A 14,662-nucleotide genomic window follows, 5' to 3' on the forward strand; every position below is an offset into this window, starting at 1 on the left:
CGCTCCACCTCTCGGGCTTACGCCCGGAGTTCTTGCGAGCGGAATGTATAGAAAACTCCCCCGCTTCGCCATCAGGGGAGTTCTTGAAAAAAACATATACTGATTCAATTACTTCATATATAACAACTGCTTTTTATTTCATCCGGCTTAACAAAAATAGAACAATCGGGACCTTGACAACAACGAGAACCGTCGCCATACAACATAATGGAATGATAATTCCCTCCGTTCGTAAAATGAAAATCAAATTGAATTGGATCATAAAAATCATGGATATTATACGCACAATTACTCCACGCGCCGGAAGGACAAGGCACAGTGCAATAATTTCCACCGGAACAGTTATCAAAATCTACTGACATTTGGTCAAACGTACAATATCCGCCTTCCAAAAGAGTTACCTGACAGGCTTGGTTCATCGTCGCCAGTTTGCTCCAGACGCCGGCCATACGGCTCTTTTCCACCGCTTTGGTATACTGCGGGAGCGCCACCGAAGACAATATGCCGATAATTAACACGACAACTAATAATTCAATCAGCGTAAAACCTTTCATTTTATTTTCTCCTTTAAAAAAGTCATCCTGTGAAGTTTCTGTTCAGCAACTGGCGATTTTGATGGAATAAACTACAACAGAGAAACGCCAAACAGAAAACCCTCGGAATAACCCCAGTTTATCAAAAAAAAAAAACGGGTCAACCCCTTGCCGGAGAGATCCCATGGAGGGAGGATGTTGCTCTAAATTTCCCAATCTTTTACTTGTTACTATTGCTAAATAAGCAAAAAACATACAAACAAAAAAGAGGAGAGAAAAACGCTCTCCTCTTCGTAAAATTGGCGGATGGTTTACAGTTCAATAACCAGCATAGACGGTTTAATTAAATAGAATAAATTAATCAGCGCGCCCAAACTTAAAAACGGCCCGAACGGAATGGCGTCACCGCCTTTTTTCCCTTTAAAAATCATTAAAAACACAGCATACACAAGCCCGAAGAACGACGCGAACACTATCGTCGTAATCACGCCTTCCCAGCCGATAAGCGCGCCTATTGCGCCCATTAATTTGACGTCTCCGCCGCCCATTGCTTCTTTTTTAAAGATCCACGTTCCGATAAATGCAATCGCCAAGACGCCAAAAAGCCCAACGCCCGCTCCCAATAACGAAGCCAGCTCTTTCTGCCACCATACGCCGTTAAAATTGGGATTAGTCCACGCGAACGCAAGCCCCAGCACAATAAGCCCCAGCGAACAACGGTCAGGAATAATCATAAAATGAAAATCAATCACGGATAATACGATAAGCGCATATACCGCCGCCACCGTCACCACCGTCCAAACGGACACTCCCATCCGCCACACAAACAGCAGCGTCAGCGCGCACGTTAACAGCTCCACCACCGGATACTGCACCGAAATTGGGCTTTTGCAGTTGCGGCACTTGCCCAGCAATAACAGATAACTCAGCACGGGAATATTGTCATACCATTTAATCCGCGCGTTGCAATTCGGGCAGGACGAAGGCGGCCAAGCAAGCGATTTATCGCGCGGAATACGGTAAATACATACATTTAAAAAACTGCCGAAAATTAAGCCGAACAAGGCGGAAAAAATCAAAATAAGCGTTTCCATATCCAGTTAAAAACTCCCAAAACATAAAAATCCCCCGCACAAAACGCGCAGGGGGAAATATTAATGCGTATGCCAAGCTTTACCGTAGCTGTCATCGCGATCAACGTTGACGAAAAAATCGCCGTAGCGCGGGTCGGCCGGATCGTTTACGTATGCCCAGCCGCCGGTTTTGGTAAAAGCCTGTTCAAAAGTTCCCGTAGACACGTGCGCGGAAGGCGCGTAGCCCGGGACCGTGGCCTGCGGAATTTTTTCGATGTACGCCGGTACCAGACAGGACAAATCGTCCGTCGGGTAAGTGCCCTCGTGTTCGCCGTAATAGGCGGCGATGGCGCTGCGCACTTTTACCAATTTGTGTTTGGTGCTGCCTTCTTGGGCTTTGTGTACAAGCGCCATAAATTTCGGCACCGTAAACCCAAACAGCAACGCAAACACCACAACCATAATGACAATTTCGGTTATTGTAAAACCTTTCTTCATAACGGACCTCATTTAAAATGGAGCGAAACGTCCACAAACACTTTGGCGTCGCCCAACGTGTTTTTAATGCTGGAGTATTCGTTGGGCTGGTGGGCCAAATCGTCCACTTTGCAGTAAACGACGGCCGGATAGCCCGCGTTACGTAAGAACGAAGCCACCGTTCCGCCGCCTACGCCCATTGCACGCGGCGTGTTTTTATAAACGGATTTTACAGCCGCCAACGTCAGTTTTACCAATTCTGCTTTCGGGTTCGTGGGAATAGAAGATTCTTCAATCAGTTTTTCCACTTTCACTTTTACTTTAAACTGTTTTTCTACGCTTTTGACCGCTTTATCCACTTCCGCCAAGACTTCTTTATTAGAGTAGCAGGGAATAGCACGGCAATCGAAATAGAATACATCCGTACCCGGAATGGTGTTGACATTGGGTACGTTGGCTTCGCGCTTAGTCGGTTCAAACGTACCGGCCGATTCCGGTGCGAACAGTTTATCTTTTTTATTAAATTTTTTATGCAGCGCTTCGTCCAAGCGCACAATTAAATGAGACGACGCGCGGTTTGCATTGTTGCCCAAGTGGGGCAGTGACGCGTGCGCCTGCTTTCCGGAAACGGTAAATTTCAGCCACATAATGTTCTTTTCGGCAATTTCTACCATTGTTCCGTCCTCGTTTCCGCCGTCTGGTACCAGAAAAACATCGTCTTTACCGAAAGTTTTGGCGTGTTTTTTCAAAATCGTAGAGATACCGAACGCACTTCCGATTTCTTCATCCGCATTAAACAATAAAGCAAACGTACACGGCGGACGGACACCGCAGTCCATCATTGCCTTGACAGCGAGTAACCCCGATACCACGCCTTGGTGGTTGTCCTCGGAACCGCGCCCGTAAATTTTATCCCCTTTTACCACCGCTTTGTGCGGATCGGTTTTCCACAGTCCCAAATCCCCGGGGGGAACCACGTCCAAATGCGCCATCACCCACAAGGTTTTCTTCTTGTTTTGGCCGTAGTATTTGGCCACGATGTTGGGACGCACCCCGCCTTCGGCTTGGGGATCTTTTACTTTAATAACGGAAATTTCATCAAATTTCATCTGTTTCAGAACGGACATCAGATATGCGGCTTTTGCGCCTTCTCCCTTTCCGCCCTGTGTCGGCGAAATTGCCGGAAGAGCAATCATATTAGTTTGCAAATCAATAACCGTTTGCTTATACGTATCGATTTTCTTAAATAATTCTTTTTCCGTGTTTTCCATATTCTTCCTCCGTTCCAAAAACCTTATAAAGGGTTGGGGACGTCTATAAATTGAGTAAGTACGTTAAAACGCTTCGCCACCAGTTCCTTCAGCGCCAGCATACCGGCCGTTTCCGAATTGTAATGTCCAAGTGCAATACAGTTAATGTGCCCTTCACGGCACCATTCCTGCGCAGGTTCGTCCAAAATTCCGGTAACGTATAAATCGACTTTTTGGGAAATTGCCTGCGGCAACAAATCGCCCGCTCCTCCGCTAACGACAGCCACCGAACCGATTTCTTTCGGGCCATACGATAATACAGACGCTTTTGTCCGGCAGAAACTCTCCAAACGGCCGACCAACTCGTCCAACGGAGCATTTACCACGCCCGAAAATCCAATCGTCTGGCCGTGATATTCCCCAAACGGCTGCACGCGTTCAGCTTTCAGCGCACGCATTAGGCAAGCATTATGGCCTACAACGGGGTGTTTATCAAGCGGCAAGTGATAAGCAGCCAGATTTAAATCGTTTTTTAAGAGGAAAGCCAACCGCTCGCGGAAGAGTCCCGTAACGGCCTGTTCCTTACCCCACAAAAGACCGTGATGTACAACGGCAAGATCCGCCCCTGCTGCACGGGCTTTGCGAAAGAACTCCAGCGAAGCCGATACGCCAAACGCAATACTACCCACACGCGCAGTACCCGCCACTTGCAGACCGTTACGGCTGGCATCCGGAATATGGGCAATATCCAAATACGTATCTAAAAAGTGAATAACGTCTTCGCAATTAACCATAGATTTATGTTATCATTTTATAAGGATGAAAAGAACTCTTTTTTTACTAATTTTCCCCTTATTTTTTCCACTAAACGATGTTTGCGCCGCCATTCCCACGGCGCTTTATCTGCCCGCACAAGAAAAACAGCTTGAAAAAGGCCCTGCCATTACCGTCCAATATCCGCACGAAAATATGACGGTGGCGCGCGGAGCCAAAAAGATTTTTATCTTCGGACAAGTTACGCTTCCCCCTCCCGTAAAACTTGACATCAACGGCGAGGAAATCCCCGTCCGCCCAAACGGCGCTTTTCTGGCTTTTTTGCCTGTGCAGAGCGGCGCGTTTGAATTTGTGCTGACGGCTTCCAACGGCAGTGAAATACTGCAAGCCGTCCGCCGGATTACAGTCCCGGGGGCAGATATCCAAAATTTTTCCGACAAAGCCGAATTTGACCCCGAAGAAATCTTCCCCCAAAAAACCGTGGAACTGGTGGCGGGAGACACCGTCAGCCTCTATGCGCGCGGCACCGCCGGCGCCTCGGTAACCGTTACGCTTTCGGGGTTAAAAGACGGTAAGAATCTGCCGATGAAAGAGGATGTTTCGTCCCCCGGGTCGTACCGGACCCAATACGTCATTGCCCCAGACCAAAAACCCAAAACAGCAAAAATTACCTACCGGATGAAAGACGGCCCCGACGGTTCATCCGCCAAAATTACCGCGCCGGAAAAACTGAAAGTACTTTCCGCCAAAGATCCTTTTACCCGCGCGACAATTATCAATGACGGCGTAAAATTGCGTAAAATCCCCACCCCGCGCGAGAACTTATATCCGTTCTACCGCGCATACGGCAGCGTTCTCATCAATGGGAGAATGAACGGACAATACCGCATTGCGCTAAACGACAGAGAGTCCGCTTGGCTGGAAGAAACCAATTTTAAAATGGAATCCGCCCAAGATTATACGCCGAACCGGATTACGCAGCTGCGTATGAATACGGCGGATGATAAAACGCGGTTTGTTTTTCACGGGGAGCGGAAAATCCCCATCAGCGTACACGAATATAATGACCGCCTTGAATTGGCCTTGTATTACACGGACCAATTTGATGAAAATTTCAGTATGGACGCTACCAGCCCGCTGGTAGAAAACATTGTATGGTCCCAACCCGCCAAAGATACGCTGCTGTTTAAAATTTATTTCAAAAAAGGCGCCGCGCCGTGGGGGCATGCTTATGATTTTGAAGAAAACAATCTGGTGCTGGATTTAATCCACACCCCCGTTTTAACGCCGACGCCCGACAAACCGCTTACTGGCGCGCGGATTTTGATTGACGCGGGCCACAGCCCCCGCCGCCAGCCCCCGTACGACGGAGCCGTCGGCCCTACGGGATATTTGGAATACGAAGCCAATCTGGCCTTGGCCGAAGAATTAAAACCGCTTTTGGAACGGGAAGGCGCCGCCGTGCTGATGACGCGCGAAGGCTCTAACCGCAAAAACCTGCAAGAGCGGTACAAATACGCGCTCCAAGAAAATGCGCATATTTTCGTCAGCCTGCATTACAACGCTTTGCCGGAAACGGTCAATCCGCTCTCTCGCGCGCGCGGATTTTCGGTATATTATAATTATCCGCACAGTTTCCGGCTGGCCCAGTCTGTTTACGATGCCTTTACCAAACGGGTCAATTTGCCGGACAACGGAATGATCGCCAACGACGTGCTTTTTATCCCGCGTATTCCGCAAATGCCCAGTATTTTAGTGGAAAACGCCTATATTATTCTGCCGGAACAGGAAGAAATGGCGCGCAGCAAAAAAGGCAGGGAGCCCTTGGTGCGCGCATTATATGAAGGTATTATGAATTTTTACGGAGCTGAGCCCCGTCCGTCTAAAAAAACCGCCAAACGCCGCGCATTTCGCAAACCGATGAAAAAAGTGGTACTTCTGCCGAGCAAACCGTCCTCAGACAAAACAAAAAATAGATAGCCAAAAACGCTCCGCAAAAACGGGACTCATTCAAAAATTTTCTAAAAACGCATCCCCGCGCGAACGGAAGCTTCGGCTTCCCAGCGGGAAGTCAAATACGAAATCCGGCCCAGTTCCGCACTCGTATTATAAATACCGCGCAGTTCAAGCCCGATAAAACACGAATCGGCCACGTCGGTTTCTATCCCGACGCCGAACGCAAAATAAGCGGATTTTTTGCTTTCTTTAATACCCACGGAATACTCCGCCTCCCGACGGTTTACCCCCGCGGCCAAAATGCCGTAGGAACGGGTGGCCGTATCGCTGGCGGCCACAAATTTTGCCGCCGCCCCAAAGCGAAACACTTTATATTTGTCCACCAACGGACGACCGCCGGCTGGGAAAAACCACGTTCCCTCCGGCCCGACGCCAAACCAAGGCGTCAAATAATACAGTGCGCGGGCGGACACGCCGCCTTGCAAATTAAGCAACCGTTCTCCGTCGGTCTCTTGGACGGGAGAATACGCTCCGGTCAGACCGAGAGAAACCTCCCACGGGAAAATAACGGAAGGTTCTTGGGGATAGTAACCGCTGCCGGCGGTATAAATTTGAGCGGACGTAACGGCAGGAAAGGAAAGTAGCAGGCAAGCCAACAACGCAAATTTTGTCATATTGTATATTGTAATAAGATGTCCGGCGGCGAATAAATACTGCAATAGGGTTAGAATAAAAAGATGACAAACGATAATGAAATTTTTATAATAAAAGTATCCTGACTTATTGAAGGGATTTGTTAGTAAAAAAATAAGCCTTAAACGCGGCTTATACACAATTTGATTCTGTTTTTGGAACCGTATGCGGAATACGGTGCGCTTTTGGGATACCAAAGGCTCATTCAGACTCCAAGAGCAGTCGTTTTAGACAGAGTATGCCCGAGCTGATCCCTTGGGTGTACTCTGTCAAGCGCTTCCCGCCATATTTTTATATGGCGGGGGCCACGGCTGTTATTATTTGGGTTAGTCTGAATGGCTCAAATATAACAGCCGTTTTTGTTTGCCTATTTTTGCTTCTTGTTATAGCTGAGCCTAAAAAATAATAAGGAGTAGAAATAAAATGAAAAAAATACTTATCATGATGTCGTTTGTATTATTTTATTCAGTAGCCCACGCTTACACAACACCTTATCTTGCCACCCAAATAGGCTTTCATAACACTACTGTAAATACAACTATAGACGGCATTAATTTCAAAGATAAAGGAACAACATACGGTCTTGGATTGGGACTTAACTTTTCTGGTAGGTACCGCTTAGAGTTTTCTTGGATTGGACGCTCCAGTATGCATGATAATATAAATATTGCATGGAGAGATAATTATGGGGCATTAATTTCCAGCCAAACGCCAACAACAATATCTACAGATATTTTCCTTTTAAACGCTTATCGGGACGTTCGTTTAGACGAAGGGACTTTCTTTTATTTTGGTTTTGGCGCAGGAACCCTCCATTGGAAAGAAAAAGTAACAATAGGTTCTTATTCTTTTTTAGATGACGGGAATGATTTTACTACCGCTATACATGCCGGAATAACGGGAGTTATGGGAGAGGTCGTATCCGTAGATATGGGTTTGTCTTGGTATCATGCTTTTATGCACAGCGGAACCGGGGTAGATGACATTGATAATTTAATTCCGCATATAGGGCTTCGCTTTAATTTTTAATAAATTTAACAACACTTAAGGATTTACAACTCTTCCCAAATTATACATCAAAAAATCCGCCCTTTCAGGCGGATTTCTAAATTAATACCGGGGAAGGGACTTGAACCCTTAAGCCCGTGCGGGCAATAGTTTTTGAGACTATCCTGTATACCAATTCCAGCACCCCGGCAACAAATTGATATATTTATTTTAGCAAATTTTCACGCGAAATCAAATTGTTTTTTCAAGGCCGCAGTTTCTCCGCCCGTTAAAAACGCCGCCCCAAAATAAGGCGGCGTTTTTTCTTTCCAAAACTCCGTTAAAAACACAACATAGACGTATATTCGTTTAAGCGTTTTTTAATGTCGCGGCGCGTTAAATTGGCCAGACGGTCCACGCTAAACGACTCTATCGTAAACGACGCCATCACGTTTCCCACCATCATCGCGCGTTTAATCGACTGCAGCGTGCTCCAATTTTTCTGGCTCGCCAAATAACCCGTAAATCCGCCGCCGAAAGTATCGCCCGCGCCGGTCGTGTCGTGCACGTGTTCCAAAAGATATGGCGGCAACTGGACAATGCCTTTTTTGCTTACCAGCATAGACCCGTTGGAGCCCAATTTGATAATCACGTATTTCACGCCCTTGGCCAGCAGCATACGTCCGGCTTTAATCAGGTTGTATTCGCCCGTCAGTTGGCGCGCTTCGGTTTCGTTTAAAAAGAAGATATCAATGCGTTTAACGACTTCCAACAGTGCCTCTTTTTTGGAAGCAATCCAATAGTTCATCGTATCGCATGCCACCAAACGCGGTTTCTTAACTTGCTTAAGTACGGAAAGTTGAAGCTCGGGGTCGATGTTGGCCAAAAAGACCGCCTTGGCGTTCTTCTGTTCCGCACTAAGCACGGGATTAAAGTCTTTAAATACGTTTAAATCCGTAAATTTAGTAACGGCGGTATTAAAATCCTTATCATAACTGCCGCCCCAATGGAAGGTTTTTCCCTCTTTCACCTCCAAACCGGATAAATCCACCCCGCGTTTAACAAACGGGGCGCGGTCCGCATCGGTAAAATCAGTACCGACGACCGCCACCACAGACGGCTGGGCAAAATAACTCGCACAGATGGAGGCGTAACTCGCCGCACCGCCCAGCACGCGTTTAACGCGTCCGTTAGCATTTTCAATCGTATCAAAAGCTACGGAGCCCACCACTAATACTTCGTTTGCCATACCTTAATCCTGTAAATAGGTTTTTATTTCTACGTTTTCGTTAAACTGGTCGAAAAACGCTTTCTGCGCCGTTTCCATTTTAGTATCCATCAGTTGGGCGGAAAAATCTTTTTTATTTTTCTCAAAGTCCTTCAAATTTCCGTGCTGAATTTTGTACGATTGTTTGATTTCGGCGGGCGTTAATTTGTAATGGGAATACAACACGGTGCGGAAACGGTCGGAAAGTTTGCCGCGGCGGAGTTGTTCTTCAAATTCGGCGGGAGTCATTCCCGCGGCACGTTTAACGGCGGCTTCGTAAGCGGTTTTATTAAATTGTCCATTCGGGGCAAAGAAAGGAGACGTTTGAATATCATACGCGATTTCGTAATCGGACACGGCCATCCCCGCGTTTTCGGCGGATTGGTTCAATACTTCTTCGCTGATGAGCGCGGCCAAAAACTGCTGCTGGAGAAAAGATAATATTTCTTCGTTCACATCTACACCTTGGTTACGCATCATCTGTGCGCGGTCCTCGGTTACGCGGTAAAGCTGGCGGTAGGTAATATCCTTGGAGCCCACTTTAGCGGCCACCGCGCTGAAATTACTGCGGCGGTACGCGTCCGCGCCTAAATATACAATGCTGCCCAAGAAAAAGGCGAGCGTAATGATAAGAATGACTTTTTTATATTTAATCAAAAACGAAATCATACTGTAATCTCCCTTTATTTTTTGCTTTTATCGTCTTCTTCCGCGTCGTCGTCGGAGGAAATTTCTTCTCCTTCCGTCCCGCCGATAGCGCACCGTCCGTCAATGCGGCCGCCTTCTTCCACCATCATTTTTTTGGCGCGGATATCGCCTTTAATTGAGGCCGGAGCCAATACTTCCAACATATCGGCGCATACGTTGCCTTCAATCACGCCGCCGCAGACCACCACCTGCGCCGTCACGTCGCCAACGATTTTTCCTTCCGTTCCCACAATCACGTGGCGCGCATTATCCACAGTTCCTTCCAGCGTACCGTCCACGCGCAAGGACCCCTGCACGCTCAGCGCACCCTGGAAATAACATTCCGCACTGACCACCGAATAGTGTTCGCCGGAAGAGAAATCCGAATCTTTCTTTAAAAATCCCATAACGTCCTCCTAAAATCATTTAAAATAGTTGCGCGGATTAACCGCCTGCCCATCCTTCCACACTTCATAATGCAAATGTGTGCCGGTGGAACGGCCGCTGGATCCCATCGTGGCGATTTTATCGCCGCGTTTTACCACGTCACCCGCTTTTACGCGTACGCCCGTGGTATGAGCATAAAGCGTAGAATACCCAAAACCGTGATCCACCAAAATAGCTTGACCGTAACTGGGCACCCAACCCGCGTGCCGCACCACACCGTCTGCGGTAACAACGATCGGACTGTCTGGCTTTCCGGCAAAGTCAATACCGTTGTGGCGCTTGGTGGTACGCTGGCCGAACGGGTCCAACCGATACCCGAAACCGGAACTAATACGCGCTGATGAAGGCCGGATAGACGGCGTAGAGTTTAATCCTTCGCGCCGGTTGGCGAAATACCAAGCAATTTCCTGATAGCTGGCCAAACGCGTTTTGGCTTGGTCCTCAATGGAATCAATATATTTTTCAAATTCTTCAGCAGATAACTCTTTTAAATCTTTACCTAACAATTCGCGCGCACGTTCGTCCTCTTTTTCTTTGGCAGCTTCCCATCCTTTTGGCAGATTAATAAATTTGCCGCCAGGCATTCCGAGCATTTGGCGCATTTGCGTATCGGTAGTGCGGGTCATTTCAAGGAACTTGCGTCCGCGTTCCAATTCATCGCCGATCAGTTTCATTTTTACGCGCATCAATTCGTTGTCGGCTTTGGTAATATTATAATCATACGCACGGATAAAGAACAAGAGGCCCGCCAACGTGACAAACAGCCATAACAATGACAGTAACCCCAGCGTCAGCACGCGCACTTTAAATTTAACAGAGCGGCCCAAGCGCGGCATAATCAAAATATCCACACGCTCGCCCAACAGCCTGCCTAATGAATTGATTAATTTTTCCATCTTTTGTATTCTATCATATACGGAGCCTGCAAGGGCATATTTCCCGCATAAAGGAGAAAAGATGAAAAAATTATGTTTTACCGCAGTATTGGCCGTTTTAAGTGCGGCCTGTATGTTTAAACCGCTGCCGGACGTACCTACGTTGGGCGAAGTACAGTTACCCGTTGCCGCGGAAAAAGACACGGTGTGGACATCCGCCGAACACCAAGGAAAACCCGTTCTGATAGTGTTTATGGGTTCTTGGTGTCCGTGGTGCAAAAAATCAATGCCCGCGGTACAAGCAGCGAAAGAAAAATTCGGCGACCAAGCTGAAATCGTGGCCGTATTTATGGACAACAAGGCAGACCCTGTCGTAAAAGTCGCCAAAGAACACGACTTTACCGTTACCGCATTGTATGACGGCGGCGCTATTGCACAAAGCTTGGAAGTTCACGGCCTGCCGCACGCAGTGCTGTTTGATAAAAAACACCGCGTTGTGAAACATTGGGAAGGATTTAGCCCCAACTTAGGAGATGAATTCCAAACCCACTTAGAAAATGTAACCAAGTAAATTTAAAAATCCCGCCTTCGTGCGGGATTTTTAGGAGATTTTATGGAAGCTATTACGGTCTTACTTTGTATCGCAACGGTTGTTTTATGGGTACACCACTTGGTGGTAAGCGACCGCGTAAACGGTTTACGCTACCGCATACAAAAATTGGAAAAACAACTGCAAGAAAGCAAACAGCAAGAGTCTTTCCTTCAAACCCGTACTCCCAATAGTGCGGAAACGGCGGAATTCCAACACACAGTCAATAAGACTGCTCTTTCCGCCCCGAAAACAGAATCCGCCAAACCGGAAACATCCTTGCCCAAACAACCGTCCGGCTCCATACAGGCAACCGTTACTTTCTATAAAGAATCCAAACCCGTTGAACCGCAAACTACCGCCCGTCCGCTTGAAAACGAGGTTCCGTCACAAACACAACCCGTTTCTAATAAGAAAACCCCACCGGCAGTGGCTTCCGTTGAATTTTCTCCCGCCAAAATTTTCTCTTGGATTGGAGGACTAATGCTGTTTTTAGGTTTTGTATTCGGCATTAAATACTCCGTTGAAAACAACTTGGTAAGCCCTGCCGTACGCGTGATTTGCAATGCAGGCTTAGGACTTGCACTGGCCGCGGCAGGATACTTTATCCGTACAGAAAAATACCGAGTAACCGCACACACGCTGCTGGGCAGCGGGCTGGCCGTTATTTATGCGAGCATCTACTGCGCACATACGTTTTACCAGTTCATTCCCCCTGCCGTCACATTTATTCTACTCGCGCTTACGGCCTTTGCGGCGTTCGGATGTGCCGTCAGAAAAGACGCCAAGTATGTGGGATATTTGGGCGCCGTTATTGCGTTTTTAACGCCGTTGCTTGTTAGCTCCGGCCAAGATGCTTGGATTGCGCTGTTTACGTATATTCTATTCATCAACGCGGCCGCCGTTTTGGCCGCAGCCAAACGCGGTTGGAACGGACTTTTAATCTGCACGCTTGTATTTACGTGGCTCAGCCAAACAGCGTGGCTTTTTTCCCCGTTGCCATTTGAGGAATACAAATTAAACGGGGTATGCTCGTTCTTCTCGCTGTATGCCCTTGGCGCAGCGTGGCTGGCGAACAAACGACTGTTAAAGGGAACAGCTCCCACCGCTGCTTTGGGCGTATTTTTATGCGCCACAATGGCGTTGATGTTTGCTCCCGCAATGGTTCACGGCACTGCCGCCGCCATAAAACTCTTGGGTTATACGTTATTGGTCAACCTGTTGATTTTATGGCAGGCCGGACGCAACAATCTGCCCGCGCCGTTCGCTGCGGCGGGAAAAATAATTGCGTTTCTGATACTTTTTATTTGGAGCAACACCAATTTCAACGCAATTCCGCACGTTCTGCTATTTGGTTCTTTTATTGTCTTTGCGGCTCTCAACGGCGGGGCGGAATTTATTTGGCACAAACGAGAAAACACTCCCGTCCGTCTGGCACGACTTTCCGCCATTTATCCCGCGCTTCTTATGCTGCCGCTCGCGTGCGCGCTGGTAATCAAACCGGAAATTCCCTTTGGACTAGCCATAACAACCTTGGGACTGTTTTTCATTTTGATGTCCGGTGCAGTTGTATTTGCCGTTCTAGCGGGGGCCGTGTTCGCAGCAGCAGCCGGTATGGGGCTGACGGTACTGGTTCTTCTTTTACTATCCGGCCAAATAACCTCGTGGACTGCGTCCGAAACGCTTTGCCTGATGTGGCTGGCTTTCATTCCCGCGGTATTGGGCGGCGGATTATTTATACTGCTCCGCAAATTGAAAGGGAATGACGAAACATTGGCGGGCGAAAATATTTTATCCGCCCTTACGGCACTCGCTCCTTTTGTATTATTGTTGTCCATTCTCTTTCAATATCCATCCACCAAAATATACCTCAGCTTGCATTGGATAATGGGCGCAGTGCTAGCGATATGCGCATTAAACGTACTGGCCGCACGAATTTACAAAAACGCATCGTTCCTGCCCGCAGCGCTGGCAGGAGGGATGCTAGTGCAAATTGTTTTATGTTTTTTACGTATTCCACCTAAATCAGAATTTGTATTAGTATCGTGGAGCCTAGGAATTTTCGTACTATTCTTTGCATTTCCGATTGTGTTTAAAAAATATTTTTGGCAAAGCAAAGCTGCGTGGGCCGCTGCCTCTCTTTCGGGCGTCATTACGTGTTTGCTCATTGATATTTGGTTGGAACCGTCGGTTAAAAATTTTCACGGAGGCTTTTTGCCTGCCGCGTTCCTGCTGATTTATCTGCCCGTTGTAAAAAAACTGTGGACGGAACGCCAAACGGACGAAAGGACAATAACGCCGCTTGCTTTTGCGGCGGGCGCGGCGTTGTTCTTTTTCACGGTAATTTTCCCGTTGGAAATGGGTGGCAAATGGCTTACCCTTGCGTGGGCGCTGGAAGGTGGAGCGCTCATTTGGCTGAATACGCGCGTACCCTATAAGGGTCTGACAGGAACAGGATACGGCCTCTTGGCGTTTGCTTTTTTCCGTCTGCTGTTCCCCGAGCCGGCCCCCGTTCCCGCAACGCGCGTGTGGAATTGGTATTTAGGCGTGTACGGCATTTGTGCCGCGTGTGCCCTATTGGCTGCACGGTGGTGGCCGGAACACAACAACCGTTTTTGGAAAAAATCTTTGGCAGCAATAGGCGGCATTATTTTATTCTGGCTGCTTAATATTGAAATTGCCCACTGGTTTGCGGACGGTCTCTTGGCATTTGATTTTACGGGCCGTCTGGCCGAGGCCCTCGCGTATACGCTCGGCTGGGCGTTATTTGGCGGAGCGTGCATCACGTTAGGATTATCCTACGGCAAAAATGCGCTCAGCCAAGCAGGCGCGGGAATTATTTTGCTTTCGCTTCTCAAATTCTTCTTTTCCGATATCTGGCAGTTAGAAGCGTTGTACAGGATTATAGGATTATTTGCACTGGCGTTTATCTTAATCGGTGCGTCATTCTATTACCAACGGAAACGGAAAGTTTAAGCGATAAAATTCCCCGTGTGTACACGCGGGGGCAGATAAATACCCCCCAGCCTAGCTGGGGGATTGCCTTTACATTTA

Annotated in this window: 14 protein-coding genes and 1 tRNA gene; 4 read left to right on the forward strand and 11 right to left on the reverse strand. The window is 47.8% G+C overall.

All coding sequences use genetic code 11. The annotated features are described in order from the left end of the window. Positions 1-113: 113 nt before the first annotated feature. From ACI351_RS07160 to ACI351_RS07180, 5 genes are all read right to left on the reverse strand, one after another. The gene (locus ACI351_RS07160) at positions 114-554 is read right to left on the reverse strand and encodes a type IV pilin protein (RefSeq protein WP_439734563.1); all 441 of its coding nucleotides are present in this window, start codon (positions 552-554) and stop codon (positions 114-116) included. A 290-nt stretch (positions 555-844) separates the two neighbouring features. Then, entirely contained in the window at positions 845-1,627 is a 783-nt protein-coding gene (locus ACI351_RS07165; protein ID WP_439734564.1) for a prepilin peptidase, read from the reverse strand. 60 nt (positions 1,628-1,687) lie between these two features. Next, a complete protein-coding gene (locus ACI351_RS07170) occupies positions 1,688-2,104 on the reverse strand; it encodes a hypothetical protein (protein ID WP_439734565.1) in 417 nt (138 codons plus the stop codon). A gap of 8 nt (positions 2,105-2,112) precedes the next feature. Continuing rightward, complete coding sequence (locus ACI351_RS07175; protein ID WP_439734566.1) at positions 2,113-3,354, reverse strand: M20 family metallo-hydrolase; 1,242 nt, start codon at positions 3,352-3,354, stop codon at positions 2,113-2,115. A 23-nt stretch (positions 3,355-3,377) separates the two neighbouring features. After that, positions 3,378-4,127 carry a Nif3-like dinuclear metal center hexameric protein gene (locus ACI351_RS07180; RefSeq protein WP_439734567.1) on the reverse strand — a complete coding sequence of 250 codons (750 nt, stop codon included), beginning with the start codon at positions 4,125-4,127 and terminating at the stop codon, positions 3,378-3,380. A 25-nt stretch (positions 4,128-4,152) separates the two neighbouring features. Here ACI351_RS07180 and ACI351_RS07185 point away from each other — a divergent pair, with 25 nt between their 5' ends. Beyond that, entirely contained in the window at positions 4,153-6,087 is a 1,935-nt protein-coding gene (locus ACI351_RS07185) for an N-acetylmuramoyl-L-alanine amidase family protein (RefSeq protein WP_439734568.1), read from the forward strand. 41 nt (positions 6,088-6,128) lie between these two features. Here ACI351_RS07185 and ACI351_RS07190 read toward each other — a convergent pair whose 3' ends face one another. Next, positions 6,129-6,737: an outer membrane beta-barrel protein gene (locus ACI351_RS07190; RefSeq protein WP_439734569.1), complete on the reverse strand. Its 609-nt coding sequence runs from the start codon at positions 6,735-6,737 to the stop codon at positions 6,129-6,131. Between the two features lie 442 nt (positions 6,738-7,179). Here ACI351_RS07190 and ACI351_RS07195 point away from each other — a divergent pair, with 442 nt between their 5' ends. Continuing rightward, complete coding sequence (locus ACI351_RS07195) at positions 7,180-7,785, forward strand: hypothetical protein (RefSeq protein WP_439734570.1); 606 nt, start codon at positions 7,180-7,182, stop codon at positions 7,783-7,785. 85 nt (positions 7,786-7,870) lie between these two features. On the opposite strand, the gene ACI351_RS07200 is transcribed toward ACI351_RS07195, so the two are convergent. The 5 genes from ACI351_RS07200 to ACI351_RS07220 all read right to left on the reverse strand — a co-directional run bounded on the left by ACI351_RS07200 (position 7,871) and on the right by ACI351_RS07220 (position 11,040). Beyond that, a tRNA-Leu gene (locus ACI351_RS07200) sits at positions 7,871-7,954 on the reverse strand. A 129-nt stretch (positions 7,955-8,083) separates the two neighbouring features. Beyond that, positions 8,084-8,992 (reverse strand): PfkB family carbohydrate kinase, encoded by a 909-nt coding sequence (locus ACI351_RS07205; RefSeq protein WP_439734571.1) that lies wholly within the window; start codon positions 8,990-8,992, stop codon positions 8,084-8,086. 3 nt (positions 8,993-8,995) lie between these two features. Then, positions 8,996-9,679: a SurA N-terminal domain-containing protein gene (locus tag ACI351_RS07210; RefSeq protein WP_439734572.1), complete on the reverse strand. Its 684-nt coding sequence runs from the start codon at positions 9,677-9,679 to the stop codon at positions 8,996-8,998. 14 nt (positions 9,680-9,693) lie between these two features. Further along, positions 9,694-10,104, reverse strand: a complete 411-nt coding sequence (locus ACI351_RS07215) for a bactofilin family protein (RefSeq protein WP_439734573.1) — start codon at positions 10,102-10,104, stop codon at positions 9,694-9,696. 15 nt (positions 10,105-10,119) lie between these two features. Further along, positions 10,120-11,040, reverse strand: coding sequence for a M23 family metallopeptidase (locus ACI351_RS07220; protein WP_439734574.1), 921 nt, complete (start codon positions 11,038-11,040; stop codon positions 10,120-10,122). A gap of 61 nt (positions 11,041-11,101) precedes the next feature. On the opposite strand from ACI351_RS07220, the gene ACI351_RS07225 reads away from it, so the two are divergent. Both ACI351_RS07225 and ACI351_RS07230 read left to right on the forward strand, forming a co-directional pair. Next, a complete protein-coding gene (locus tag ACI351_RS07225) occupies positions 11,102-11,590 on the forward strand; it encodes a TlpA family protein disulfide reductase (protein WP_439734575.1) in 489 nt (162 codons plus the stop codon). A 42-nt stretch (positions 11,591-11,632) separates the two neighbouring features. Beyond that, on the forward strand, positions 11,633-14,584 hold the full coding sequence (locus ACI351_RS07230) for a DUF2339 domain-containing protein (RefSeq protein WP_439734576.1): 2,952 nt from the start codon (positions 11,633-11,635) through the stop codon (positions 14,582-14,584). The last annotated feature ends 78 nt before the right edge of the window (positions 14,585-14,662 follow it).

The organism is Candidatus Avelusimicrobium sp. (genome assembly GCF_051874775.1).
GTDB lineage: Bacteria > Elusimicrobiota > Elusimicrobia > Elusimicrobiales > Elusimicrobiaceae > Avelusimicrobium.